25 protein-coding genes and 1 pseudogene are annotated in these 26,454 nt (G+C 41.7%); 6 read left to right on the forward strand and 20 right to left on the reverse strand.

Annotation, left to right across the window (positions count from 1 at the left end; all coding sequences use genetic code 11):
• Nucleotides 1-63 precede the first annotated feature (63 nt).
• A complete protein-coding gene (locus NSQ66_RS21890; RefSeq protein WP_038572601.1) occupies nucleotides 64-1,011 on the reverse strand; it encodes a YafY family protein in 948 nt (315 codons plus the stop codon).
• Nucleotides 1,008-2,204: a macrolide family glycosyltransferase gene (locus NSQ66_RS21895; protein ID WP_076148253.1), complete on the reverse strand. Its 1,197-nt coding sequence runs from the start codon at nucleotides 2,202-2,204 to the stop codon at nucleotides 1,008-1,010. The genes NSQ66_RS21890 and NSQ66_RS21895 overlap by 4 nt, the downstream gene beginning before the upstream one ends.
• Nucleotides 2,205-2,351: 147 nt before the next feature.
• Between NSQ66_RS21895 and NSQ66_RS21900 the strand changes: the two genes are divergently transcribed.
• From NSQ66_RS21900 to NSQ66_RS21910, 3 genes are all read left to right on the forward strand, one after another.
• Complete coding sequence (locus NSQ66_RS21900) at nucleotides 2,352-3,542, forward strand: coenzyme F420-0:L-glutamate ligase (protein ID WP_038572605.1); 1,191 nt, start codon at nucleotides 2,352-2,354, stop codon at nucleotides 3,540-3,542.
• 91 nt (nucleotides 3,543-3,633) lie between these two features.
• The gene (locus tag NSQ66_RS21905) at nucleotides 3,634-4,533 is read left to right on the forward strand and encodes a LysR family transcriptional regulator (protein WP_036683054.1); all 900 of its coding nucleotides are present in this window, start codon (nucleotides 3,634-3,636) and stop codon (nucleotides 4,531-4,533) included.
• A 78-nt stretch (nucleotides 4,534-4,611) separates the two neighbouring features.
• Entirely contained in the window at nucleotides 4,612-5,553 is a 942-nt protein-coding gene (locus NSQ66_RS21910) for an NAD(P)H-binding protein (protein WP_038572607.1), read from the forward strand.
• A 441-nt stretch (nucleotides 5,554-5,994) separates the two neighbouring features.
• On the opposite strand, the gene NSQ66_RS21915 is transcribed toward NSQ66_RS21910, so the two are convergent.
• The 4 genes from NSQ66_RS21915 to NSQ66_RS21930 all read right to left on the reverse strand — a co-directional run bounded on the left by NSQ66_RS21915 (nucleotide 5,995) and on the right by NSQ66_RS21930 (nucleotide 8,935).
• Nucleotides 5,995-7,134, reverse strand: a complete 1,140-nt coding sequence (locus NSQ66_RS21915) for a 5-methyltetrahydropteroyltriglutamate--homocysteine S-methyltransferase (protein WP_076098609.1) — start codon at nucleotides 7,132-7,134, stop codon at nucleotides 5,995-5,997.
• A gap of 172 nt (nucleotides 7,135-7,306) precedes the next feature.
• Nucleotides 7,307-8,071 carry a GNAT family N-acetyltransferase gene (locus NSQ66_RS21920; protein ID WP_176462640.1) on the reverse strand — a complete coding sequence of 255 codons (765 nt, stop codon included), beginning with the start codon at nucleotides 8,069-8,071 and terminating at the stop codon, nucleotides 7,307-7,309.
• A 244-nt stretch (nucleotides 8,072-8,315) separates the two neighbouring features.
• The gene (locus NSQ66_RS21925) at nucleotides 8,316-8,507 is read right to left on the reverse strand and encodes a hypothetical protein (protein ID WP_036683062.1); all 192 of its coding nucleotides are present in this window, start codon (nucleotides 8,505-8,507) and stop codon (nucleotides 8,316-8,318) included.
• Between the two features lie 77 nt (nucleotides 8,508-8,584).
• Entirely contained in the window at nucleotides 8,585-8,935 is a 351-nt protein-coding gene (locus NSQ66_RS21930; RefSeq protein ID WP_036683066.1) for an MmcQ/YjbR family DNA-binding protein, read from the reverse strand.
• 186 nt (nucleotides 8,936-9,121) lie between these two features.
• Between NSQ66_RS21930 and NSQ66_RS21935 the strand changes: the two genes are divergently transcribed.
• A complete protein-coding gene (locus NSQ66_RS21935; RefSeq protein WP_036683067.1) occupies nucleotides 9,122-9,319 on the forward strand; it encodes a hypothetical protein in 198 nt (65 codons plus the stop codon).
• Between the two features lie 141 nt (nucleotides 9,320-9,460).
• On the opposite strand, the gene NSQ66_RS21940 is transcribed toward NSQ66_RS21935, so the two are convergent.
• The 11 genes and pseudogenes from NSQ66_RS21940 to NSQ66_RS21990 form a co-directional block, all read right to left on the reverse strand.
• On the reverse strand, nucleotides 9,461-10,036 hold the full coding sequence (locus tag NSQ66_RS21940) for a dihydrofolate reductase family protein (protein WP_038572611.1): 576 nt from the start codon (nucleotides 10,034-10,036) through the stop codon (nucleotides 9,461-9,463).
• Between the two features lie 199 nt (nucleotides 10,037-10,235).
• The gene (locus NSQ66_RS21945) at nucleotides 10,236-11,708 is read right to left on the reverse strand and encodes an amidase family protein (RefSeq protein ID WP_038572613.1); all 1,473 of its coding nucleotides are present in this window, start codon (nucleotides 11,706-11,708) and stop codon (nucleotides 10,236-10,238) included.
• Nucleotides 11,709-11,736: 28 nt separating this feature from the next.
• Nucleotides 11,737-12,195: a GNAT family N-acetyltransferase gene (locus NSQ66_RS21950; RefSeq protein WP_076215349.1), complete on the reverse strand. Its 459-nt coding sequence runs from the start codon at nucleotides 12,193-12,195 to the stop codon at nucleotides 11,737-11,739.
• 154 nt (nucleotides 12,196-12,349) lie between these two features.
• The gene (locus tag NSQ66_RS21955; RefSeq protein WP_076215352.1) at nucleotides 12,350-13,459 is read right to left on the reverse strand and encodes a hypothetical protein; all 1,110 of its coding nucleotides are present in this window, start codon (nucleotides 13,457-13,459) and stop codon (nucleotides 12,350-12,352) included.
• 114 nt (nucleotides 13,460-13,573) lie between these two features.
• Complete coding sequence (locus tag NSQ66_RS21960) at nucleotides 13,574-14,638, reverse strand: serine hydrolase domain-containing protein (RefSeq protein ID WP_339279391.1); 1,065 nt, start codon at nucleotides 14,636-14,638, stop codon at nucleotides 13,574-13,576.
• Between the two features lie 202 nt (nucleotides 14,639-14,840).
• The gene (locus tag NSQ66_RS21965; RefSeq protein WP_076273042.1) at nucleotides 14,841-16,025 is read right to left on the reverse strand and encodes a glycosyltransferase; all 1,185 of its coding nucleotides are present in this window, start codon (nucleotides 16,023-16,025) and stop codon (nucleotides 14,841-14,843) included.
• A 308-nt stretch (nucleotides 16,026-16,333) separates the two neighbouring features.
• A complete protein-coding gene (locus NSQ66_RS21970) occupies nucleotides 16,334-16,774 on the reverse strand; it encodes a DUF6678 family protein (RefSeq protein WP_051491267.1) in 441 nt (146 codons plus the stop codon).
• 122 nt (nucleotides 16,775-16,896) lie between these two features.
• Nucleotides 16,897-17,340, reverse strand: coding sequence for a GNAT family N-acetyltransferase (locus NSQ66_RS21975; protein WP_076104336.1), 444 nt, complete (start codon nucleotides 17,338-17,340; stop codon nucleotides 16,897-16,899).
• Nucleotides 17,341-17,518: 178 nt separating this feature from the next.
• On the reverse strand, nucleotides 17,519-18,373 hold the full coding sequence (locus NSQ66_RS21980) for a hypothetical protein (RefSeq protein ID WP_036683084.1): 855 nt from the start codon (nucleotides 18,371-18,373) through the stop codon (nucleotides 17,519-17,521).
• Nucleotides 18,374-18,770: 397 nt separating this feature from the next.
• On the reverse strand, nucleotides 18,771-19,553 hold the full coding sequence (locus NSQ66_RS21985) for an SDR family oxidoreductase (RefSeq protein ID WP_076098600.1): 783 nt from the start codon (nucleotides 19,551-19,553) through the stop codon (nucleotides 18,771-18,773).
• 286 nt (nucleotides 19,554-19,839) lie between these two features.
• A pseudogene (locus NSQ66_RS21990) lies at nucleotides 19,840-20,481 on the reverse strand (nucleotidyltransferase); the annotation flags it as partial.
• Nucleotides 20,482-20,641: 160 nt separating this feature from the next.
• Between NSQ66_RS21990 and NSQ66_RS21995 the strand changes: the two are divergent.
• A complete protein-coding gene (locus NSQ66_RS21995) occupies nucleotides 20,642-21,907 on the forward strand; it encodes an IS110 family transposase (RefSeq protein WP_036684113.1) in 1,266 nt (421 codons plus the stop codon).
• 414 nt (nucleotides 21,908-22,321) lie between these two features.
• Here NSQ66_RS21995 and NSQ66_RS22000 read toward each other — a convergent pair whose 3' ends face one another.
• Together NSQ66_RS22000 and NSQ66_RS22005 are read right to left on the reverse strand one after the other, a co-directional pair.
• Nucleotides 22,322-23,245 carry a helix-turn-helix transcriptional regulator gene (locus tag NSQ66_RS22000; protein WP_051491268.1) on the reverse strand — a complete coding sequence of 308 codons (924 nt, stop codon included), beginning with the start codon at nucleotides 23,243-23,245 and terminating at the stop codon, nucleotides 22,322-22,324.
• Nucleotides 23,246-23,563: 318 nt separating this feature from the next.
• Nucleotides 23,564-24,265: a type II CAAX endopeptidase family protein gene (locus tag NSQ66_RS22005; RefSeq protein ID WP_036683103.1), complete on the reverse strand. Its 702-nt coding sequence runs from the start codon at nucleotides 24,263-24,265 to the stop codon at nucleotides 23,564-23,566.
• A 91-nt stretch (nucleotides 24,266-24,356) separates the two neighbouring features.
• On the opposite strand from NSQ66_RS22005, the gene NSQ66_RS22010 reads away from it, so the two are divergent.
• Nucleotides 24,357-25,100 carry a MerR family transcriptional regulator gene (locus NSQ66_RS22010; protein WP_036683105.1) on the forward strand — a complete coding sequence of 248 codons (744 nt, stop codon included), beginning with the start codon at nucleotides 24,357-24,359 and terminating at the stop codon, nucleotides 25,098-25,100.
• Nucleotides 25,101-25,149: 49 nt separating this feature from the next.
• On the opposite strand, the gene NSQ66_RS22015 is transcribed toward NSQ66_RS22010, so the two are convergent.
• Nucleotides 25,150-26,322 (reverse strand): MFS transporter, encoded by a 1,173-nt coding sequence (locus tag NSQ66_RS22015; protein ID WP_036683107.1) that lies wholly within the window; start codon nucleotides 26,320-26,322, stop codon nucleotides 25,150-25,152.
• Nucleotides 26,323-26,454 lie beyond the last annotated feature (132 nt).

The following is a 26,454-nucleotide window of genomic DNA, read 5'->3' on the forward strand; positions in this document are numbered from 1 at the left end:
ATATATCAGCTCCTGTAGTCATTGATGGTCCAAGTATACAAAAACGCTACTGACAGCGTTATGTCAGTAGCGTTTTAACATTATTTCTATTTCATTTCTAACCTGATCACGGAAAGATTCGGGCTCCAGCACAACCATACCGCCTCCCCAGCCAAGCACCCATTGCAGCAATTCCCCTGGCTCGCGAACGCGAAAAGTAACAAGTAACCCCTCCGCATGCTCCTCAATAGTTTCCATATAGAAATTATTTGATTCCCTTACCTTATCGGCTATGTCAGCTTGGACTAAGATAAGCACATGAACGTTGCGATCATCAGGAGGTTGGTATACCTCCAGATGAAAATCTGCTGGCAGTATAAATTCATCTTCCAGATTAATAAGCTCCCTCATTCGGGATAACCGGAAATGACGGATGTCTTGACGCAATTCACACCAGGCGATGAGTACCCATGACCCGTGATGAAGCACAAGTCCATAAGGAGCAACCGTACGAACACTTTGACGGTTCCCATCGGCTTCGGCGATTCTTTTGGAATAACGAAATCTTATTTTCCTTCCCTCCAATATCGCTCCACGAATGGCTTCCAAACATGCCTTCTCTTGTATGGGTGCTATATCTTCTACGGATGCAAATAAACGAAAACTTTTGCGAATCTGTGATGCTTCACTGCGGATGGCTTCCGGCAGGATAGCTTCTATCTTTGCTTTAGAACTTCTAGCCTTATTACCATAGTGTGCATCAAACCGCTGCTCGATAAAATCAGTTCCGATAAGCAATGTCACTGCTTCATCCAGCGTGAAACTAACGGGTGGCAGGAAATACCCCTCGATTAAGGAGTAACCCTGCCCTGGCGCTCCTATAATGGATACGCCCGCTTCACTCAGTGCCTGAATATCCCGATAGATCGTTCTTACGCTCGTTTCAAACCTAGCAGCCAAATCCTCCGCCCGCAACATTTTGTTACGCTGCAGTTCAAGCACTATAGCTAACAACCGGTCCATTTTGTTCATACGACTCCCCCTCCCCGAACAATCTCATCAACAGCTCGTCGATACCCACCCGAGTTCCGAAACGATTCACTGATATTGGAGACAGCTTTTTTATAAGATAAATCGCTTAATACATGATCTACGGCTTCTCGTAGGTGATTTGCAGTTAAACTTTGCATTTGTAACTTAATGCCTGCTCCGACATGGACGACTTGCTTCGCAATTATTGGCTGATCCGCACTTTGTGGAATTACAATTAGCGGAACCCTGTAATAAAGCCCTTCATTGATACTGTTCATTCCACCATGTGTAATAAATAACTTTGTGTATTGCAGTATATCCGTTTGTGGAACATAATTTTTCACGAAAAAGTTTTGCGGAATTTCCCCTAAATCAGTGATTTGGACTTTATCTCCAATTGACATCACAATAGTGTGCTCCGTGTTCCCCAATGCTTCAAAACAAAGTTTATAGTATTCAATGGCTTGGTTAAAAACTGTGCCGAGTGAAATGTAAATTAGACTTTTCCCCTTAATTGCCATGAGATCGAATTTTTCTGGAGCTAATCGTGAAGAGATGGAGGGTCCTACAAAGATATAAGACGGGTCAAAAGCTTCTCCCTCAGGTTGAAACTCCCTAGTTGTATAAACGATAGTAAGTGGGGCAGGATTACAAAACACTTCATAAGGGGATTGGATGTCCACATCATATTTGCCCTTCACCATTTGCGTCAAGCTTTGGAATTTATCCTTTATAGGATTAGTTACTTCTGCAGGGACTGTAGTATAAAATCGTTCTAACATGTCATCGAATGCTGCTTTTGTCTGCGCAAAAGAAGTACAGGAGCTAATGGCCGGAAGCTTAAGAATTTGAGCTAGCAAACGTCCACAACCAAACATAGAATCATGGATGATGTAATCAAAATGCTCCCCTTTGATCTGTTCAAGAACGCTTGGAATAACTATATCTGCCGTAAGTAAAAGGCCGTTGATTCTTTCCAGTACATAATTTCTTCCACCTGAGATAAAAGCTTGTATAAATTTCTGATCGTCAAATGTTCGTACTGTAGCCCCCGTCATTTCCATACGCTCTCTGTAAGCTTCTATACAAAAGTACACTACCTCTTCGCCACGCGAAATAAGCTCTTCCACAACGCCAATCGTGGGATTGATATGTCCCTCTGATCCACCATTAATAAATAACACACGCGCCAATTGTAATCCTCCTTAACTATAAATCATTTTTATATTAGATATTATAAACATTAATTTTACTTATATCGCTCTAAAAGGGTATAGTAATATAGGCTTTAAAACCATTTTAATAATATAGAGTATACCCTTATTAGAGGAGAGATCATATTGGAAAGAGTAGTTGGAACAGTTGTACGTGGACTTCGCGGACCTATCATTAACAATGGGGATAACATTGAAGAAATCGTAGTTCAGACGGTATTGAATGCAGCAACAGTCGAGGGTTTTTCGATCGAAGATCGTGACATTGTGACCGTAACTGAATCCATTGTTGCTCGGGCACAAGGAAACTATGCGACGATTGACAATATTGCTGCTGATATAAAGGGGAAATTCGGCGAAGAAACCGTAGGTGTTATTTTTCCAATCCTTAGCCGTAACCGGTTTGCTAACTGCTTACGCGGTATTGCCAAAGGGGCACAAAAAGTAGTCCTAATGTTAAGCTATCCAGCTGATGAAGTAGGCAACCACCTTGTAGACATCGACGAACTAGATGCTAAAGGTATCAATCCATGGACGGATGTATTAACAGAAGCTCAGTTCCGTGAGTTTTTCGGCTATATTAAGCACCCATTCACAGGGGTTGACTATATTGAATATTATAAAGGTTTAATTGAAGCTGAAGGTGTGGCTTGTGAAGTCATCTTCTCCAACAACCCAAAAACCATTTTAAACTATACAAAAAATGTATTAACTTGCGATATTCACACTCGCTTCAGAACCAAACGTATTCTCACAAACAACGGTGCTGAAAAAGTATTTGGCTTGGATGATATTCTTACACAATCAATCGATGGCAGCGGCTTTAACGAAGCCTATGGTCTGCTAGGATCAAATAAAGCAACAGAAGAAAGTGTAAAGCTATTTCCAAATAACTGCCAGCCTATCGTGGATGGTATCCAAGCAAAAATCAAAGAAATGACAGGTAAAACTGTAGAAGTTATGGTTTATGGCGATGGAGCATTCAAAGATCCAGTCGGAAAAATCTGGGAGCTGGCAGATCCAGTTGTCTCCCCTGCTTACACCGCCGGACTTGATGGAACACCAAATGAAGTAAAATTGAAATACTTGGCCGATAACAACTTCTCTCATCTTCGTGGTGAAGAGTTAAAACAAGCTATTTCTAAATACATCCAGAATAAAAATGATGATCTAGTTGGTGCGATGGAAGCCCAAGGGACTACACCTCGTAGATTAACTGACCTGATTGGATCATTATCTGATTTGACTTCTGGTAGTGGCGATAAAGGAACACCAATGATTTATATCCAAGGTTATTTCGATAACTACACAAAATAAGAGTAGTACAACAAAGGGAGTCTCTAAACGAGGCTCTCTTTTTTACTTTCTGGGTTATAATAAAAGCAAACAGCGGCATGCGGAGGATACTATGAACATAAGAAGGATTAAATATTTTATAGATCTCGTGGAATGCAGAAATTTTACGGAAACAGCTAAAAAGAACTATGTATCGCAGACCACCATTAGCCAACAAATCGCCGCGCTTGAAGAGGAATTCAACATTCAATTGATTGACAGAAAGCAGATCCCTATTGAGCCAACCAAAGCCGGATGGCTTTTCTATGGCGAAGCCCTCATCCTCTGGAAGCAATATAACCATATGAAGATGAGCATGGAAAACTTTCAAAAGTATAATACGCAATCCTTGAGTATCGAATATGCGGCGATGACGGATATCCAAAGTTTGTTGAAATTGATTCCCTCGTTTCAGGATCATCATCCGAATATTAAGCTGGAACTGAATAAAGTATTGCTAAAAGATATTGCAGAATACTTGCAAAAAGGGATTTACGACGTGGCTATTGCCTTTGATTCCGAGTTTCAAGGAAAAGAGGACATTGTAACCTATCCCTTGTATAAGGGACGTTATTGTGCGGCTGTGAGTCACCACCATCCCCTGTTTCATCATGAATCGATCGCCAAAGAGGAGTTATATGAACATCCACTAGTCATGCTGAATCCAACAGCTATTGGAAACTCTTATCATCTAATGATCCAGCATGCAATTGAAGACGGCTATCAGCCGAACATTCTTCGAACCGCAGACGATGTGGAGACAGAATTGTTTTATATCATCACGGAGAATTTGATTGGCTTTTTCCCGGATAACTATCAGCTCGCTTATCTTCAAGATGAAGTCCGGCTAATTCCCTTAGATGATTCACACCATACCTTTGCAATCGAAGCAGGTTATCTCAAAAATAATACAAACCCGGCCTTGCCTTCCTTCCTGCAACAAATCCAAATTGGATTTAGCAATCGACCATAAGTTTTATGTGTTAGACTATGTTACTTTTTTCACATACTATAAGGGTATAATTCATTTCAACAAGGAGTGACAACGATCATGGGTAAATTATTGTTGACTGGTGTCGATGGAAATCTAGGGAAGCAAGCTGCGGAATATTTGTTGGAGCTGGTAGATAAAGACCAAATCATTTTTTGCGCTTACGATCCAGCATGTTTGAAAGAATATGCGGAACAAGGGATTGAAACACATGTGACCAACTTTAATAACAAGGACGGCCTTGCCGAAGCTTTTGCTCATGCCGATAAACTCGCTCTAATCTCCATGCCTTTTGTTGGAGAAAAACGCCAAAATGCACAAAAAAATGTGATCGATGCTGCCAAAGAAGCTGGAGTCAAACAGATCATTTATACTTCTCTAGTAAACGCAGCCGATGAAAGCAATCCAAGCGTAGAAAAAATCGACCATGTGTATACCGAACGTTATATTCAAAGCGTTGGGCTAGATTATATCTTCCTTCGGAATTCCCAATACGCGGAAGCCATGATTACCAATTACTTCACGTATGTGAAGGGTGACGGGGTATTAACAAACAATCAAGGTGACGGTAAAATGGCTTATATCTCGCGGAAGGATTGCGCAAAAGCCGTTGCGTATGCCCTAGCCTCCAATAATTATCAGGAAGCGATTCTAAATATCAACGGACTTGAATTGATGACAATTACCGATTTCATTAAGATTGGTAATGAAGTAACGGGCAATCATATCACCTACAAAGAAAACACGGATGAAGAAAATTATGCCGTATTCGAAGCAATGGGCGTGCCTAGAACCACCGACGGTGCATTTAAAGAAGGCTCCGAAGCACCCTTTTCTTCAGAAGGTATGGTTACTTTCGGACAAGCTATTCGTGAAGGAAAAATGGATGTTTATACAGACGACTTCAAACAACTTACTGGTCATGACCCTCTGACCGTGAAATATATGTTTGAACATGCCGATGAATTCCAGGTTGGCGAAAGACACTCTAAAGACAATTAAAAGCTGACACTCTTACTTCTTAGGCTAAATCACCCTCGTTTATTAAACGGGGGTGATTTCTTTTATACTGAGCGTGGCAAAAAAACTCCGTAAAGCTCAATCATATGCTCGCCCTGGAGATAATTAGGGGATTCCTCCCTTATTACCAGAGGATTCTGGTCATCAGACTAATAATCAGGGAATTCTTCCCTGAAATTTAACTGATTTGGCGGTAATTCTTGATATTGCTCTGTTTTTTAGGGAGTTATTCCCTAATTTCATTCATTTAGAGCAATTATCGGCTTTTATTAGGGAGGTTTTCCCTAATCCTCCGTCACGGTATAGATAGAACTGGCCAAGTATATCGGTATGCTCACTGTAGAACAAAATACACCTTTAACCGAACGGATGAACATCCGAATGGCTAAAGGTGTATTGTCTCTGTCTACTTTTTAATTAGAGTTAGTTCCAGATCTCTTCAGCAATTTCTTTAATATAAGCAAGCTTACGCCATTGCTGCTCTTCTGTCAGGTGGTTGCCTTCTTCCGTAGAAGCAAAGCCACATTGCGGGCTAAGGCAAATCCGGTTTAGATCAACGTATTGCTTCGCTTCCTCAATACGCTTCAGAATATCTTCCTTGCTTTCAAGCTCACCAAATTTGGATGAGAACAGACCTAACACAACCTGCTGATTGTCTTTCAAGAAACGCAATGGCTTGAAGTCACCTGCACGTTCGGTATCAAACTCCAGATAATAACCCGAGTAGTTATTGATATTAAGAAGCGTTTGCGCGATAGGCTCGTAGCCTCCACCTACTCCAGCATAAGTCGAAACATAATTGCCCCGGCATACATGGGTCGTTACAACAAGGTCTTCCGGCAGACCAGTTACAACTTCCTCATTCAATTTTGCAAGTTCGCTTGCATATTCAGCTACGTTCACGCCAATCTGATTCATAAATGCTATAAACTGTTCGTCGCAAAGCGCTCCCCACGTACAATCGTCGATCTGAATACTGCGGCAGCCCGCTGCATAGAAGGCCAGAATCGATGCTTTGTATGCTTTGGCAATATCCGAGATAAGCTCTTCGCGATTCGGGTATAATTCATTTGTGCTTTCCTTGTTTTCCGCCCGATCTAGCTCGAACAGGAATTGTGCAGCCGCAGGAATCGATTGACGCGCAACAACGTCCTCACCAGCAGCACCTTTTAAAAATTCATAATGCGAAACAAAAGGATGGCTGCTGTAGCTTATTTTCCCGGTCAGTCGGGCTGTTTCTGGTCTGGACTCTGCACCGTTAAATTGGTAACCTTGGTCAATAATTGTCCGATCTACACCGTCAAGTCCCCAGAAGAAGTCGAGGTGCCACCAAGAGCGGCGGAATTCGCCATCGGTTACTGCTTGAAGACCCACCTCTTTTTGTTTCTGCACGAGCTTAACGATTTCGTCGTTCTCTACTTCCTTCAACTGCTCGGCAGTAATTTCACCATTCTTGAATTTTAATCTAGCATCTTTCAACGCTTGGGGGCGCAGGAAGCTGCCCACGATATCATATCGAAATGGAGTAACGGTTCGTTTTTGGGGTACGGTTTGAATGCTCATATATTAATCTCCTCGTAAACAAATTATTAGAATAAATATAGCATAACCGACTGACTAAACCGATCTACCAATGAGCTATGACAGGTTATAAGTATTAACTATAGCTAGATTCAGCGTGATAATTAGAAGGGCATGATAAAAAAAGAAGAGGCGCATGAGTAGCGCCTCTTTCTTAATAAATCATATCGACGGATATTACATAGTAATTAGACTCCGCAGTCACCTCAAACCCAATCGACTGATAGAGGGATAATGCCTTTCTATTTTGAGTGACCACGCCAAGACGAATCTGGAAATCCCTCTGATCTCGCAAGATTTTAACTACCTCTGAAAGAATTTCACGTCCGTATCCTCTGCCTTGACACGAAGGAAGCACACAAAAATCATGTATAACCGCTGTATTTGTATCTAAATAATTGACTCTGATCATCCCAACCGGAATCATGTTGTCCACAGCAATGTAAGTAATCCGTGCCGGTTCTCTTGTACGAGTTAAATAATTCCTAGTCCAGGACTCTGAATCACCAAAAGCTTGTGATGAACATTTAACCATGAACTCTAAATCCTGATCTTCTTCTAATCGCACAGCTAAACCGGAGTGGCTTGATCCAGCGATTTGTGCCCGATTAAAAACCATGAGGAATTCAGACGGTGCAGCACTTGCCCCTAAATACCGTATATAATCCATCCCTGATTCAGAATTAGAAGGTATCCTAAAACGGCAAGTTTGTATGCCTTGCATTTGCATATCTGATGCGGCACTTTTCAGTAAGTCGTGGAATACACCTTGGCGACGAAAGTCCGGGTGAACCATTCCGTTAATATTAGCTTCGATGCCATCCGAAGTATACCAACTGAGAAATCCGACTAATTGGTTATCGATCTGGCACAAGAATGCCTCATCTCCGTCTATCTCCTTAAGGCTTTCTATACCCACCCTCAAACTTGATCTGTCGGACGTCTTGCAAAGATGTTCTAATATGCGGATTTGATCAATCGATTGCTTTGAATAGTCTTTCATTGTACTAATTTTATATTCTTGCATCTAGTACCCTCATTAAGAAGGAAATACGCAGTTTATGGACGAGTAGGCGTTATCCTTCTAAATTCTGTCCACCTAATGATAGTTACCAATGGAACCGCCTCCTAAAAGTCAATGTCTTCACTCTAAACCAGGGTAATCATAAAACAAACCTTATAACTAAAAAAATGATAGCAATTATAGCCACAACGATCAACAGATTGGTTACCTCACTCCAGAATCCTGGAACGCCTTCAGTATGATATTTTTGCGCATTTACATCATGGTTTGCTTTATGGCCTGCAGGGTCCGACAAATTGGGATTAGGTCCTGAATTAAAAAAGTCAGACATAAATACAACTCCTTCCCATGAATATAAACCATATTATACCAGTTCATTGCCATTTTAACGACAACTTAATGCCACCTTCAATATATCGTTTGTCGGAGGCTCTTAGGGAGATTTTTGACAACCATATCGTAAGAATGATCAATCATTAAATAGATATCCGACTCTGGTAAGGAGCCATCCAAAACAATCGTATTCCAGTGTTTTTTGTTCATGTGGTATCCTGGCCGAACGCTCTCATGCTGCTCTCGCAAGTTCCCTGCAATCACCGGATCACATTTTAGATTTATGTAAGCATAATTCCCCTTATTCTCAAATATAAGCGCGAACATTTTACCGGCAATTTTGATCACCATTGGATCGAAGCCGAAAGGAAAATCCTTTGTTGCTCCATTCTTTTGTAAACAGTATTCGATAATATTATGGGTCAAAATCAGTCCCTCACCTTCTTCATTAAAACGAATCCTGTATACCTTATATCAAATATTATAACTGAAATAAACCTAACACTCTTGCCCTTGGCAAAATGAACTCGTGAGTAATCCTTTCAAGTGCACGAAACCTGAATAACCTTAAATACGTTAAAGTAATATACAAATCTACAGGAGGTTTTTATAATGAGATACAGTGCTGCAGGCGCACCAATAACCTGTCCTTGCTGTCAAAACGATACCTTTGATCTGGATTATAAACTGCTTAACACAAGCGGCGCATCATTTTTAGGCTTTGACTGGGCGAACAAAAACGCTGCCATCCTTATTTGTAAGCGATGCACCCATATTTCATGGTTTATGAAAGAACCAACATCTGATTAGTGTTTGGTAAAAATAAAGTATTAGACTGGATCCATTAAAACAAGCAGCGGCGGACCAAGACTTGATAAATAAAGTCTTAGACTGCCGCTGTTGTCGTTCCAATAACGTTCCTCGTGAGCGTAATCACCTTAAGTGACAAGGTCATCTTACCGTCTGGTAAACGAGACCTATGGCTCCAGAATCAAAGGTCTTGTTTTCGATTAGCTTAAGATTTCTCTTCTCCTTGAGACCTTGGAATAATGGCAATCCCTTACCGATCAGGACGGGAGAAACCGTAATTTTATACTCATCAATTAAATCAAGCTGCATAAGGTGGTGTGCGAATCTAGGACTGCCGAGGATGACCATATCCTTGCCGGGCTGCTGTTTGAGGTTATTGATCTCTTCCTCGACAGCTTCTTTCACGAGTCTGGAATTATTCCATTCGACTTTCTCCAGCGTCGTGGAAAAAACGATCTTAGCTGTCTTTTCGATCCACTCGGCATGATTCCGTTCATGCTGCGAAGCTGATGGGTTCGAAGGGACAGATGGCCAGTAACTGTGCATCATCTGATAAGTCCCACGTCCCCAAATGACAGTGTCGGCAGTACTCAGAATTTCTTTCGCATGGTTCTCCAAATCAGCATCGTAGGAAACCCAGCCAATGTCCATTTCACCATTCGGCCCTTCTACAAAACCGTCAAGCGATGCGTGAAGAAATAGAACGAGTTTTCTCATTTTCAGTTCTCCTTTGTTCATGAGGGATATCTACATTAGACATTAACTACATTTTAGCAGAATTCAACTTGGGTTGTTTCTTATGGATTGCTAATCTCAAACGCTCTTTTCTTCACTTTGGTATTTTTATCCACATCAACATTTTAGCAAACATACGTTCGTTTGTAAATGCACCTTTTTCTAATTTTCAAATCATCTTTCATTTCTTTAGAGCCGGCATTTTTCTGTGTTTCGTTTGTTGTTCGAATGCAAATGCAATCCGAATGAGTGTCGGTTCACTAAATGCCGTTCCTGCAAATGTGATCCCAAAGGCTCTTCCATTCTCTTGAAAGCCTGCGGGCACTGCTATAGTTGGATAACCTGCTCTAGCACTTAAATCAGCTCCGACATAAGCAGGAAACAGGATTGCATCCAATCCATACTTTTCTAAAGCATGATCGATCCCTATATTTTGCGAATAATATAAGTCAGAGATAGACTCTACAATATATTCCGAATGATTCAACGGTTTATCTAGCTGTGATCGATAGTTCAGCATATCTTGTCCATATTTCAAAGCCTTTTCCGAATTCCGCTCGTTCCATTCAATCAATTCATTTAGGTTATGGACAGGAAGTTGAGCCGGAAGGTTATATAAGTAATTTTCAACGGAATGCTTAAATTCAAGATTCATTTTGTTATATTTCCACTCTCTATGGAACGATGGAATATCTATATCTTCTATTATGTTGGCTCCAGAATCTTTTAATTTAGCCACAGCATCATTAAATAAATGTTCATCATATTCACCCATGTCACAATAATTCTTAGGTAGAGCATTTCTAAAAACGCCTATGGTCGCTTTATTTAATCCGTCTTTATCCAAAAATGCTGTGTAGTCCATAGTAGAATATTCATTTTTACAAGTAGCAGGATCACTTTCATCTTTTCCCGTAAGTGCATTTAATAAGATCGCAACATCTGTCACATTCCTTGCCATAGGTCCAGCTGTATCCTGAGAATATGACCATGGAATTATGCCTGATCTACTTATTAGACCTACAGTTGGCTTTAAACCAACAATTGCGTTTTGCACAGCTGGACTTAAAATAGAGCCAGACGTCTCTGTCCCCACGGCTACTGTTGAAAAATTGGCTGCAACAGAAGCGGCAGAACCCGTACTGGAACCCCCCGGAAAATGATCCCCGTATGGATTTTTGGTTTGTCCTCCTATTGAGCTATACCCAGCCCACATGGATGATGACATCCCATTTGCCCATTCCGTCATATTTGTTTTTGCAAGTATAATTGCCCCAGCATCCCTTAGTTTTTGGACAAGAAAAGCATCGTTTGAGCTAACATGGTTTTCCAAAGCTAATGCGCCAGCGGTTGTATGCATTTTATCATTCGTTTCAATATTTCCTTTCAATAATACAGGCACACCATGTAAAAGACTTCGTGCTCCGCTTAATTTTCTCTCCTGATCTAATGCCTCGGCAATAAAAATCGCATCTGGATTCATTTCCATAATAGAGTTTATCATGGGACCACTCTGGTCAAACGTTGCTATCCGATACATGTAATACATAACAAGTTCCCTAGAACTAACATCCCCTCTATCCATTGCATCCTGCAGTTCGAGTATCGTTATTTCTTCACTCTTTATTTTTGCTAATTCGAAGATATGCTCCATGATAACTCCTGCTTTCCATTTGGGTCATTTATGTAATAGTGTCATGTTCATATATTTTGGTGGGCCGTCCCCACTCGAAGTTATCCAGACCTATCTCCTTAAATCCATATTTCTCATAATAAAGAATATGATCCGTCGCCAAGTAGACTTTTGCATAACCTAGTTGTCCAGCTATTTTTCTGGCATGCTCCAACAAAACGGATCCTAGTGCTTTGCCTCTCTCACTTTCGTCAATAAACAATGGCGCAATCCAAGGTGATAAATCTTTTCGAGTTATAAATTCCTGCTCAATTAATTGATAAAACCCGATGATTACATCATGTTTCAACAGCAAAAATGTAAAAGGAAACTCCTCATCTTTTGAGATTAAACTTTCTTGTATATTGGGGAGCACAACTTGTTGTACTTTTGGCCACCGTTCTTTGACATACTCAATAAGCTCATTTTGACGAAGAGGACATTCTTGTAAGGATTTAATATCTAGCATCTAACCATCCCTTCTTGTAAAAAGAAATTCCTATACCCATGTCTGCTCTCACAATAGTCATCCACCAGCTCTCAAAATGCATAGCAGCAAGCCCCGAGTGGGGCTTGCTGTAGGTTGTAAATACTAAAGTAGGTTATAACGCTGGTTCACTTCATTACTTGGAAACCGGTGTATAGATCAGGCAGCGCAGCGTCTTCTCGGGATAGCGCAGCTCTGCCGTGTAGGTGCTACCGTCTTTCAGTTTGACCAAGACCGCTACCACTCCGCTTTTGTCATATGCACTGTCTTTAATGATAGAGGAGCTGGTTATCGCACGGGTCTCGCCCTGCTTGTCCACCACAATGGATTTAGCGGCTTGAAGCCAGCTGGAATCCTGGCTAATCTTTTTATTTATAGCTGCTGTAATCGGAGTTCTCTTGTAGGACAGATCCACTATCGTGGTATCAAGTACGGTCCCGCTCTTTGCATCCACGAAAGTATTATACATGAAATAAGACTTATCCTGAGCCCGCAGTGTCTCTGCCCGGTAAGGTAGAAAATTAACGAACCATTGCCCTTTCGAATCAGGAAAAGGCTTATGATATGAGGTCTGAGCCTGCAACTTTGAGAGATCGACACCGAATAGACGGCTTACGCTCTCTTTTGCTCTGCGTAGGGCTTCATCCTGACTGATGTCCTTCTTATCTGGCTGTGCCACGACAAGATTGAGGCTTACCACATAATTAAAACGGTAATTCCAGTCGATCAATTGCAGCATTTCTTCATCGGTCAGTTCGCGCTTAGGAAATACATAGGTAAATTTGCTTTGATCCAGATAAAATTCGGAGCTCCCTGATTTCAAAGGTAGCTTCTGCTTGGGCCGTAAACCATCGTACTTGTATTGATCATCCAATAACATCCGCCGCTTATTCTCCTGATCCGTAAATTGCCGCGTAAGCTGTTCATCCTTGCCGGTGAGCCTGGCCTTCTCTGCATACTCATTAATCTGCTTAATTTCTTCAGCGGTGACTGTGCGCTCAAAATACGACTTGATCGTCGAGACTGGTGTTTTGGTTGCAACCTTAAGTACCGGGATCTGGCTGCTCGCCAGTTGAACAGCAGGCTTCTGGTTGAGTTCTTGCGTGTAGGAAACGTTCGCTTGAGACACATTCTGGTTCACTGTAGTGTAAGCGACGATTTTGGGCACTGCCAAAGCAGTCAGGGCCAGCAGACCACCGGATATCGCGATCACCCCAAGGGCTGATTTCACATTTTTACTCTTCATTTCTCATAACCTCCATAGTGTAAGTGGGCTTGACTTACATGTACTTTAAGTTACGAATGTTATAAAGTACGAAGCCCCTTGTTATGAAGTTGTAAAATCAGTTACAGACTCGTTCTAAATATTGGAGCCAAGCAACAGATCAAGGATTGGGAAGCATGCACTGCCCATGTTGACATAGTCACAATTACTCATAACAGAAATAGCGATTTTTTCATCGGGAAGCAGGAACAGATTGCTTAAGAATCCAGTATCCCAGCCGGAATGTGAGAGAATACGAGAACCTTTATATTCTCCTAGAAACCAGCCCAATCCTATCTGTGCATTTTCCGGATCATAGCCCGTTTGTGCATGAGGTTTCCACATTTCATCATAGCTACCTGGCTGGAGGATTTCATTGCCGTTCCCGGCTGTTCCACCGTTTAGATGAATCAGCAGATATTGGCACATATCTTCGGCATGGGTATATAAAGTGGAGCTAGGTGCATGGGCCCTGTTATATGGAAAAACACTACTAACGCAGCCACCACATTCATGGGTAGCTCCAAGCACATGAGGTGCAGCAATATAAGCTTCAACCTCCTGTTTAAGAAAAGAACTGGACTGCATTCCTGTTGGTTCAAGAATATTTTTTTCCATATACTGCTCGAAGCTCATATCGCTGACTTTTGCTATCATATCTCCCAAGATCTCATATCCTATATTACTATAGGCAAATTTCTCTCCCGGTTGGCTTAACAGCTTGTGGTGACCTATCCCTTTTACATATCGTTCAAGACTTTGTTCGTCGTATTCAGGGCGATCCCACGCGTAATCTTCCTCATCAGGCATACCGGAGGTATGATTCATAAGCTGTCTTATTGTTATATTTTGATACCGCTCATCCTCTAACTTAAAATATGACAGGTATTTAGTGATGGGGGCATCCAATTCTACCTTACCACGCTCAACTAATTGCATAATGGCGGTTGCTACGAAGGTTTTGGAGACAGAGGCTTGGTGAAACAAAGTGCCACGAACTACAGGATCACCCGTCGATAAATTTGCCGTCCCATATTCACCAGTAAACAGAACTTGGTTGTCCTTTACGATTCCGGCCGCTAATCCCGGAAACTTTTCATTTTCCACAAACTTGATTAGCATTTCATGCAAAATATCCTCTATCTTCTGATTCGTGTACATTTTGTCCTCCCCAATGACAATAAAGCACCATTTTCAATAAATTCACCCATACAAATAATAACATCTTATCGACCCTTTATCTGGTAATAAATAATTATAATCAAATAAACAGTCGCTTACTTGAAAAGGCAGCAATTCATTTCCCGAGCTTCCGAGCCAGCCTCCAATTAGAGGACCCACAACGCGTGGTCTTTCTACCTTGCTAATAATATCCATGAATCGTCTTCACCTGCCCTTCAACAACCATAGATTTTACGGCTGAAACAGACGGCTGCCGCAGCTTGATAACCTCTAAAGCCTCAGTAACGATAGCATCCGCAGCTGATTTCCGGGAAAAGTTCTTCATATCCTGCACCTTTTCATCCCTGTACCCCAGATGCTCCAATCTCTGAAGCTGCTCTACTAACTGCTCCTCGTTTCGGGCAATCTCTATTAAATTGTGTTCAGACAACCATTCTGCATTGCCTGCCTCCTGACCTGGGAGCGGACGATAGACAATTACAGGAAGTGCTAGAGCCATCGCCTCAGTCAAGGTAATCCCCCCTGCTTTGGTCAACAGACAGGAGGATATGCACATTAGCTCCTGCATTTCTTCTGTATAACCCCGTATGTGAACCCGAGGATTCTCTTGAAAAAGCTCTTCCGTAGCCATCTGGAGCTTATGATTATTCCCGCACAATACCATTACATCGAAGTTTGATTGCTGCAGCGCCCTTATTATTAAATGGTTAATATCACTCAACACGCCGTAAGCCCCTGCCGCAAGTAATAGATAATGTCGATTTCCATCTAGTCCATGCTTACGTAAAAGGCCTTCACGTTCCTGAGTCTGTTCAAAAGCTTCACGAATCGGAATCCCGCTAACCACAAGCTTTTCTTCAGCAATACCTAATGACATCAGTTCTGCTTTCATACTTTCCGTAGCAATAAAATACTTCGAGGTTTGTGGATGAAGCCACCTGCCATGAACCACATAATCCGTCATGACAGTGAAAAGGGGGATTCGTCTTCCCTTTGTTGATGCAAGCTCAGCAGCGGCCAAATAGGGAAAGGTATGAATGATAATATCCGGTCCAATCTCGTCGATGATCCTTTGCACTTTCCGCTTGCCCATAGAATGAATCCATTTACCCATGAACTGGTCTGGTTTAATCTTGCTCGTCAACTTGTACACTAATCCATAAAATTCTTGAGTATAACCTGTGCTGTTCAGATAGAATCTGCGGGACAGCTCATTCAGACTAGGGTAGACTGCAGCGAAAAGATCCAAGGTAACAATCCGGCTGATCCCTCTACGTCTAAAAGAATGATCAATTGCTTCTGCTACTTTGATATGCCCGTCTCCAAATGCCGAAGTTACAATAAGTACTTTAGGATCTGTGTTCATGAGAAAGCTCCTTTTTCGCTTGGCCTTCTCTAACTCTAACTCTGAATCGTAAACAGATAGTGATGAGATCCTCAACTGAATATTAACTTCATGATTTTCTATAGAGCGAAGCAAACGAAGAAATCCGCAGAAAAAAACACAGTGCATCAACCTCCAGTAACGATAGGATTAATGTTCTGTGTTTAGTTAAAGGCCAACTGTGTCCGAAAGCATCTTCGAACGTGTAATATGATCAAATTAAATGAAAGTTGGTGTCTGAGTAAATAAAGTTTTAGACTGCCGCTGGTTTATTGAACTAACGTGTCCCGTTAGCTCAATTGATTACCTTTGAAAAGTGAGTCTGTATTTGATATATATCCATAAATGAAAAATGTATTATTTTCTTCTCTATACGGAATTCTTAATTCATGTAAAATCGAAAGAAATTCTTTACTTATATCAATTAATTCAGGAGGAAGCAGATTCCCCTTGTGCTTCTGATACCTTGGTCTAACCCGTATCCATTCTACAGAAAAAAAAGGTGAAAGTCCTTCTATCCAATCCCCTAAATACCAGACGTCGTTTTCGAAGTTCTCTGGATAAAGTATATCGTCTAATACATACTTAGCTTGATATGGAGGGGTAAAAGGTAGTTTATTTAGTACATCACTTTGTAAGTTTCCCCACTTAGTGTCATTCATAACTGAACATAATTGTTTCTGTGTAATAACTTCATGTACCCTTTTTTTAAAATCCTGTTCAAAACCCACAATTAAAAATCCTCCTGAATAAAAACATAAATCCCAAGCTGACCTGCCCGTGTGTCGTTATTGAGTTATCGTTATCCGTTAACTTAATACAAAATGGCTGCTCGGCTATTACATATTCAAAATTAGTCAAGTTTAATAATCTTATCAAAGCAGTATGAATCTTTGTCATAGCCATTATGCACATAGAAAGCATGGGCGTCGGTTCGCTTAAATCCGCTACATAAAATAATACTTGATATTTCCATTTCTTTAGCGTAATTTTCAGTGTATCTTAGTAGTTCTGTACCTATCCCACTATGCTGTAATTCCTTTTTAACAGCAAGCCCTTGAATATGTAGATAACCATTCGAAGACCCTACGGATAACGCCTGAACTATAGTGACAAAACCAACCACATCATTTTCAAATAATGCAACGAATGTTTTGTAATTTCCAGCCTTATTCATGTTTTCCATTGTAACTCGAAAGTTTTCAATATTAACATTGCGAACGCCAAGTACATCATTCCATAAAAAAACAACTTCAGTATAATCATTTGCTACAACTTCTCGTATTTTAATTTCCATCCCCCCCTTTATAGAAATATTCAAGCAAAGGATTCGACAATTGATGAAGCAATCCTGCCCGTAACTTTAACAAATAAAAGAGGAGCATTGTCATGGCAATGCTCCTCAGCTATCGTTTCCCGTAAGCTTTATAGATTGCCTCTTTTTCAGCCTGCAATCATTAGAATCCAATCTCTCATTAGTTTGTTGTTTTATAATATTCTGATAAAATGCCCTCTAAAACTTGCTTATAATCATTTTTATTATAAGAAGAGTTATCAACTTTTATCTTTGTAATGTTTAATCTGTTAAAAATTTCTTCTTCCAGTTCCCTTCTTGCTTTAAGAACCTGCAGTGTTCCATCTAACCCTTTATAATTTTGTTCTTTTCCATACCCTTGGTTCGTGTAATATTCAATAAATCCCTCTGACCATTCCTGAGGTCTTTCCTTTACAGCCTTTCTGAAAGAATGATCAAGATCATTCTGCTGTACATATATCAACAATGGATTCAATCGCTCTACAATTGTTGCCAGTTCAATAACATAACTTATAACGTCTTCCTTCTTCGCACCATGTTTAATCATGCCTATAGTTACAGGGTTTTGTATAAAACAACAATCAAAAACAAAGGTGTCTGTGCCATACAAAACACGATCCGCAAACTTCTTCCATCTTTCTGTTATCAGTTTCCTATTTTGATCTAGCGGCAATTCATAAATATCATGTTTAAAAACTGCGTGATGCAATTCATCTGGAAAACTTGACCAGACTTCATTTTTTATTTTCCGATATTCCAGGAAGTAATCGTTACCTTGTTTAATCATTAGATTACTCAACAAATCTTTAAACTTTTTACGGGTATTCAATAATTCATCGCATTCGGTTTTCTTAAAGAAAGCGACTCCATCATAATCAGCAGGATGTTCCAGATTTCCTTCTAAAAAAAGCTGGGATGTAATGTTCACTTCCGTAAGAATTTCATGAACTTGCTGAGCAGTTGTTGTTTTACCAGATCCTGGCATTCCCTCAATCAAGACTAACTTCGATCGCATAACAAAGTTCCTCCACTCGCTAGTAGAAGGATAAACAGGTAGGAATCAATAGAGATGCTGTTATGCTGTTTCCCACGAATAAAAGCGGATACCATCAGGTATCCGCAGGATGGGTATATGATACACCTTTTCCTGCATACCCTATAAGATTAAAGAAAAGCATACCTAATAAATAGTGTAGTCACTATTTCAGGCATCCTTTCAAATTGTTAATCTTTACAGAGTATTCCACATGAATGCTCCTTTGTTTGCATCTCTATTGTTTAGATTAACAGTAAGCATAGGTAAATACAATCAGGGACTTTCTAAACAATCCTGCCTGTTAGCTTAATAAAAAGAGCAGGATACCGAAGCACCTGCTTATCAAAGTAATGTATTATTCAACTATCGTTCTCCGTTAGTTGAATCCACCCGTGGAATGTAAAACTTGGCCGGTAATCCACTCCCCATCATCGCTGGCTAAGAATGCAACCAGACGAGCTGCATCCTTAGGCAATCCTACTCTACCTGTTACAAATTGCTTAGATAACTGCTGTCGTAGGTCAGGAGTCATCCAGCCGGTGTCTGTGGGTCCAGGATTTATCGCATTTACGGTGATGCCTTTCGGTCCCACCTCTGCTGCAAAAGTTCGTGTGAAAGCATCTATTGCCCCTTTCGTTGTGGCATAAGAGATTTCACCAGCCATGGGACCTAGTGATTGGCCCGATGTCATATTAATAACTCGACCACCTGCCGATTGCGTAAACCGTCTAACGAATTCCACACTAAGCATAGTTACCGCCCTAACATTAATTGCGTAGTGTGCATCCAAAGACTCTGGGGTAATCGTGGTTAAGTCATCGTTAACCGAATAACAAGCATTGTTAACAAGAATGGAAGGTTCTCCCAGCTTCTGCTCAACGTTATTTAATAAATCCACAAAGCTTTCAGGTACAGAAAGATCCATCATTAGGTGTTCGCAACGAACGCCCATGGAACGTATTTCCTCACAAAGTTGCTTTTGCTCCTCGTTATTGCTACCCCAGGGCATCTGTTGATCGTAACTAACCCAGTGTGTAAAAAATACATCAGCGCCTAGATAGGCCAACTCTTTGCACACTGCAGCACCGATTCCTGTGCTGCGACTTGCACCTGTTACTATTGCGATTCGACCTGTTAATCTGCCAAGTGTAGTATTCATGGGTCTTTTCTCTCCTTTTTATTTTGAAGTCGCATTAAACTGCGGTGACTATTGTGCAAATCTGCCCGTTACTTCAATAAAAACAGCAGGCTACCGTAGCGCCTGCTCATTAATGTGTAGTATTCAACTAAAGTTCCCGTTAGCTCGATAGTCATATGTTTTAATTAGAGTCGCTGCTTATAGTTGTGAGGCTTGCCAAACACCTAACGCAGTGACGTCCCGACGGGCTTAGGGGGCTGGATGTGGTCACTCGCTTCTCAGAGTGACCCGGAGCGTCAATATGGTGTTAGCCGAAGGAAGTTCTGGAAGCAGCCATTGCATTTAAGACGTTCTCAAAATAGCTACATACTTCATCTGCAATTCCCAGAAACTCTTCAACAAGTACATTACTATCCAAGTAACAAGCATACAGATAATCAACTAAAGCGGAGTCAATCTCACAATAGTTTAATAGGGCATTCTTCATCTTAATAATGTCATCTTGCCATACACCTGTATCTTCTAAAACCAAAGAGTATAATGCACGAATTAATCTCTTAGAGTAACCTTTAATATATCTAGTTTTCATTGTGTTATCACTAGCATTAGAAAGTAAACTATGTATACGATCTATTTCCTCCTTGGTCTCTGTATTTAAGTCTAAAATGAACTCTGGAGAAATAATTATCGGTGGTACTTTTTCACCAACGTCATGACCATATATGCAAACACAAATTATCTTTACCCAAAAACCCCACTCATTTGGTTTACTTAATACATCGTCAATCGAGCAAATTATCGTATCAATCTTAGTTACTATTGGATATTCTTCCAAAAGCCTGTCTTTAATTTTTGACAATCTTTCGTAATCAATATCTTTGGGATTTACACATACAATAGTAAAGTCTGCATCTGACTTAAAAGGTTTAGCAGTTCCTTTTGGAATCGAGTCGGCTGCTTACATGTTTTTATTAAATTAACGTTTCCCGTTAGAATTCCTGTAAACTGAATAATTTGGAGTTTGAACAAAAACGAGCGCCTCGGTAACATGGGAGTTGGATACGGGTCTACAGCCCTTTTAATCTCACCATTTAGGAGGTCGCTCTACTATGAAGTTTAAAGCTCAAGACAAGCAAAATCAACTCATTGAAAACATTACCGTTCATCATTTGGTCATTGGCGTAGACATCGCCCAAGAAGTCCATGTGGCCCGCGCGGTCAGCTTTCGTGGGATTGCTTTGGGAACTCCGCTCGAATTCGGTAACCATCGTGAAGGGTTCGATCTGTTCGAACGCTGGATCCAAGATCTACTCAAATCCTACAAACTTAGCAGCGTCATAGTTGGTATGGAACCCACTGGCCACTACTGGTTTAGCCTGGCACGTTGGCTCCTCGATCAAGGCATGGAGCCCGTTCTGGTTAATCCTCATCTCGTCAAAAAGAACAAGGAAAACCGAGATAATACACCGTCTAAAAGTGACCATAAAGATGCGCTTGTCATAGCAGACATGGTCAAAAACGGGTACTACTCCCCTGTTCGTTTTCATCCCGAAGATTACGAGGAACTACGTATTCTAATGGCGAACCGAGAGACGGTTACCAAGCGCCTCAACGCTGCGGTTAATCAGATTCATCGCTGGGTAGACATTGTTTTCCCTGAACTTCGTCAGGTTTTTAAAATCCTCACTTGCACCAGTGCAATCGCAACACTCCGACTCTTCCCCTTGCCAAAAGAGATCCGTCTGTTAAATACGGAACAGGTCCTTGCCGGTTGGAAGCAATATGTAAAGCGTCATGCTGGAGTTAAACGTGCTGAGCTACTCATTTCACTTGCGAAATCCAGTGTGGGTGCCACTCAGGCACTCCACGCATACAAGCTCCATCTTGGGCAATTGCTCGAAGAATATGACCTGGCCCAGCGCCAGCTTGAACAAATTGAGCATGAGCTCCGCCTCATTCTTAAGCGTATTCCTTATGCACAGAAGCTCCTTGAAATACGAGGCATCTATGTTACGAATCTAGCTGGTGTACTCGGTGAGGCTGGTGATCTAAGCGGATATACGCACGGAAATGCTTTACTGCGTCATGCTGGGTTAAATCTAGCTGAAGCTAGCTCCGGGAAATGGCGAGGAAAGATGGTGCTCAGCAAACGAGGCCGGCCACGTTTACGTCATTTTCTTTATCTCATGACAATGAGTATGGTTATGACAAATCCGGAGATACGAGCGGCACATCGTTATAATGTAGAGGAAAAGAAACTGAAGAAGATGAAATCCATTATGAAATTAATCGGTAAAGTAGCGAGAATGCTAGTCGCATTGGCTAAAAGCAGTACCGCTTACGAACCGATCAAGGTATTCCCACAAGCAGCATAAAACCAATTAATCCTCATCGACTCATGCATTCGCAGGATAACAAGAAGCACGGAGTATCGGGAGACGTTACGCAAAAGGGCTCGGACCCGTTCCGTTAGAAAGACCGACCTCCACCCCTTAGTTAGATGTGACGAAGGAATGAAAGGGCTATGACCCGTTGAGACATGGGAGTGAGAATCGCTAGGGCGAAGTGGAGACGTGCATATAATGGAACAATATGGGTGATCCTTATTCACCCTTATTTACGCATGCCCAATTCCCCATCTCCCAGCCACCGGCTCCTTCATCATCCTCTTCATCACTTTAACTACAGGATGAAATCCTGCGAATTCATGAGTCTGAGTGAGGAAACTGAATCATTTCGAGGGAGCTTAACGCCATTGCCTATGCATCACCAATCTCCGATATACGTGTCTACTTTACTTTATTTAATAAGTTTGTCACCATTCTGCTCAATGTCCCTTGATCGACGAAAGGAGCAAGGCTTGCCAGCAGATCTGGGCTAAGATGTTCAGCTTCAACTCCACTAATTAACTTCTCGAGATTTTCCCTGTCCAGAAAAGGTACGAGGCTAATGATCCGGTTCGCATCAATAGTGCCATCTGCAACCCGGTCTACCAAGCGGCTTAACGTTTCTCTGCTAATAAAGGGTGCCAACCCTTGAACGGAATTCCAGCTCAAGCTACCCTCTTCTGCTTGTTGTACCAACCGATCTACATGTTCTTTTTCAAGAAATGGGGCAATTCCAACAAGATTGTGCACTTCTAAGGAACCGTCAATTGATTTATCTACCAGTCGGCTTAATGTGTCGCTGCTGACGAACGGAGCGAGTCCAGTAATGGTATTCCACACAATTTCGCCCTCTTCTGCCTGACGAACCAGTTCATCCAATGTATCTGTTCCAAGGAACGGAGCCAGCCGCATGATCACGTCTAACTTAAGGACGCTGCTGTCTAATCGTTCTGTAACCTTATGCAGAGCACTCGCTTTTACAAACGGCGCTACTTCTACAAGTTCTTCCACCTCCACCTCACCGGTATTGACCATCTCTGCAACTTGGTCCGGCCTGTTCTCTGCGATCTCCTCAACGATCGTTCCTAGGTGCGGGTGCTCCCGATTTTCTGCGTTGTCTCCTGCATTTAAAATGTCGTCTACCGTTTTGCCGAATAACCTCGCAAACTGCGGAAGCGTTCCGATATCCGGTAGCGAGTCGCCCCGTTCCCATTTCGATACCGCTTGATGACTTACATTCAGTTGGTCGGCAAGTTCTAATTGGGTCAAATCCTGGTCTTTGCGAAGCTTTGAAATATAAGCTCCAATTTTACGCAAGTCGAGCATTGTATACCTCCAATAAAACAAAATGTACAGTGCGCACTGTCGAAAACAGCATAGCATTTCCTCAAACGCAATCCTATCAAGCGGTGGTTGAATTTTCACAGGCGCTTTATTCAACTGCCGGTAGAATTGTCCACTTTTGTCACTTTCATTTATAGGTTTTTTTCTACAAATCATTTCCATTATCCTACCCGCTAGTTGAATTACACCCAGGCCTTTGGTCAGTACCGAAGTCTTAAATACGTTGCTCTCTCGTCCAATTAATGCAGAAACCCTGAGGCTCATCAGCGCTCATCGTTTATACATAATATAATCATCACTCTAACTCATCGCTGTTAACAACACGGCAATCGTATTAAACACACCGTGAACGATCATACCAGGCACGACCGATCCCGTACGTTCATAGGTCCATGCAAGGACAACTCCACTAATAAAATTCACGGGCATGGCATTCATAGTGGGAAAATGTGCAAGCGTAAAGATTAGCGAACTAATCACAATCGCCCAGCTCATACTAACACGAGTCCGTAACCAACGATATACAAATCCACGGTAAAATATCTCCTCATAAAATGGTGACACGATCCCTGCCGACACAATACCAATAATTATAGTAAATAGAGTGACATTTTGCTTCAGACTCTCTGTTTTGCTATTGTCCACCGTATTCCCAAGAAAACTAGTGAGATAGAGAGTCACCACACTGAATACGATAAGAATAAGTGTCCACAGCGCAATCCTCCACCAATCTTTCGCAGAAAATCTCTTTACTCCTACCTCAGTCCAAGGCATTTTCTTCGGTCGTAAAGCAATAAAATATAAACCTAACAAAAGTACAATTGCTATGGTAAGCCCTGTAAGAGTCCCTGAATAAAGAGTATTCCCCAACCATTGCTCATACATTGACTGTACCGCATATTTGATAACGAATATAACGAATACAAATTCAAGCGCAAGTAAAGCAGTAAACTCACGCCATGTCCACTGATCCATCTTCTTCCACATTTCCGTGCTGGTCATCCTTAATCCCTCAATCCTCTGTGATATAATTTAATGATAATAGGTGACGTTACGTTACCTGCAAGCATTATTTTTGGGAGGAAAAAGAACCATGAATAGATGGACAACAGGACAAATATCCAAAAAGCGGAACATTTCGGTTCGAACCCTACGTTATTACGATCAGATCGGTCTACTTACACCGAGTTATAAGGAAGATAACGGCCGCCGTTATTATTCAGAAGAAGATTTATTCACTCTCGAAAAGATAACGTTGCTTAAATCACTATCACTACCGCTTGAAGACATTATAAATGTAATGGACAAGCTATCCTTTCGTCATATTCTAATCGCACATCATAATCATCTTCAGGAGCAGCTTGCTTCTCTTCAGGGCAGTATTGCAAATACTACTTCTTTGATCAACATGATTGATCTAGAAGGTACACTCTCCTGGGATCGGGTTTCTCATCTGGTCCAGAACGTACAACCCATTTCTAAACAATGGATCGATTACTTCAACGATGACGAAAGTACCTTTCTACAAAATGCACTACCCAATCTCAGCAGTAATGACCAGACCACTCAGCAATATGCCTCTTTGCTGCGCCGGATTGAGTGGTGCATACAACAATCTGTTCCACCTGAATCTGATGAAGGTTATTCCATTGCCTGTGAGTTAATAAAGCTATCACACGAAACCTTTAATGGAGACGAGGAATTGATGGAGAAGTTTTGGGAAGTGAGGAAGCTCCCTACATCAGAGTCAGGACTATATCCCGTTTCCGACGAAGCGCTGAACTTTGTGGAGCTTAGCATTGCTCACGCTCTAGAAAAAGAGACGGAACAGAAATAGGAGATTTCATCATATTGATAGATTTCTTTATACACCAGGTTGCGGTTTATCATAACTCGCTGGAGAACTTTTTTTTATTTCCTATAGCCATTTGAACGATAATCTGAAGCACGATGATTACAGCCAATCCATAAAATGCTTGAACGAAGCTGCCTGTTGCATCGTGCAGCCAGCCAATGGCTAGCGGCCCAAGCGCTCCGAGAATGTAGCCACCAGATTGGGTCATTGCGGACCAGCTACTGGCTTCTTGAGCACTGCTTGTTTCATCAATGGGCAACATCAGTGCAATCGGGAACAGCCCACCCGCTCCAATACCGAGCGGAATCGCCGCGAGCCAGGGGCTAACGGTTAGGTTCAGCATCAGGACACCCATCAACTCCAATAATGCACACCCGACAAGCCAGAATACACGTCTTTGGTAACGATGTACAAGCATGGGAATGAACAACGTAGAGGGCAGTGATATCAATGTAAATAAAGTTTGGATTTTGCCGGCCGTCTCTTGACTATACCCCTGGCTTTGGATTGCTGGTGCAAGCCAAGCGGTCAATGAATAGAAGATCGCTGCCATCAGCCCGAAGAATAATGTCAGCACCCAGGCACGTTTGTTGTTCACCGGAAGTGGTGCATTAAGTACACTGGAGATTTTACCGGATTGTCGATCTGCGTGCGCAGACCAGGCTAATCTCAACCATATCGGCAATGCAATGGCTGCGAGTAATGCCCATACAGCCAACGAGCCTCTCCACGAACCACCCAGCGTATGCTGTAGCGGAACCGATAGTCCCACACTAATGCTGGCCCCCATCACCATCGCTGTAGAGTAAATACCCACCATGGATGCCACTCGGTCAGGGAAGTACTGCTTAATGAAGCTGGACAACAGCGGCCCTGCCAATGCAATCCCTACACCGGACAGAAAAGAAGTGAACATCATCAAAGGAGTTGTACCAACAAACCATCTTAATCCCGTACCTAACCCAATGAGGATTAAAGCCAGAACAATTGCACCCTCATTTCCCCACCTTCTGCTTAATCGTACGGAGAACGGAGCAAATATACCCATACATAATACCGGAAGTGTGGTTAACAGACTGGCGGTAATCCCGCTTATACCCAGATCATTCTGAATGGTGCTCATTAGAGGAGAAATGGATGTAATGGGTGGCCGTAAATTCAGTGAAGCCAGAATAAGCGCCAAGACGATATAAAAAAGTTTCATTATGAATCACCTCATGGTAGTAGTATCGATGCATTCACCCATGATCCTATTTGTTAATAACAGATCTTTGGATGGTGCACGATTAAGTATAGAATCATTAGAATGATTGAACAATACTATAGTTTCTATTAA

The organism is Paenibacillus sp. FSL H3-0329 (genome assembly GCF_037963285.1).
Taxonomy (GTDB): Bacteria; Bacillota; Bacilli; order Paenibacillales; family Paenibacillaceae; genus Paenibacillus_AQ; species Paenibacillus_AQ odorifer.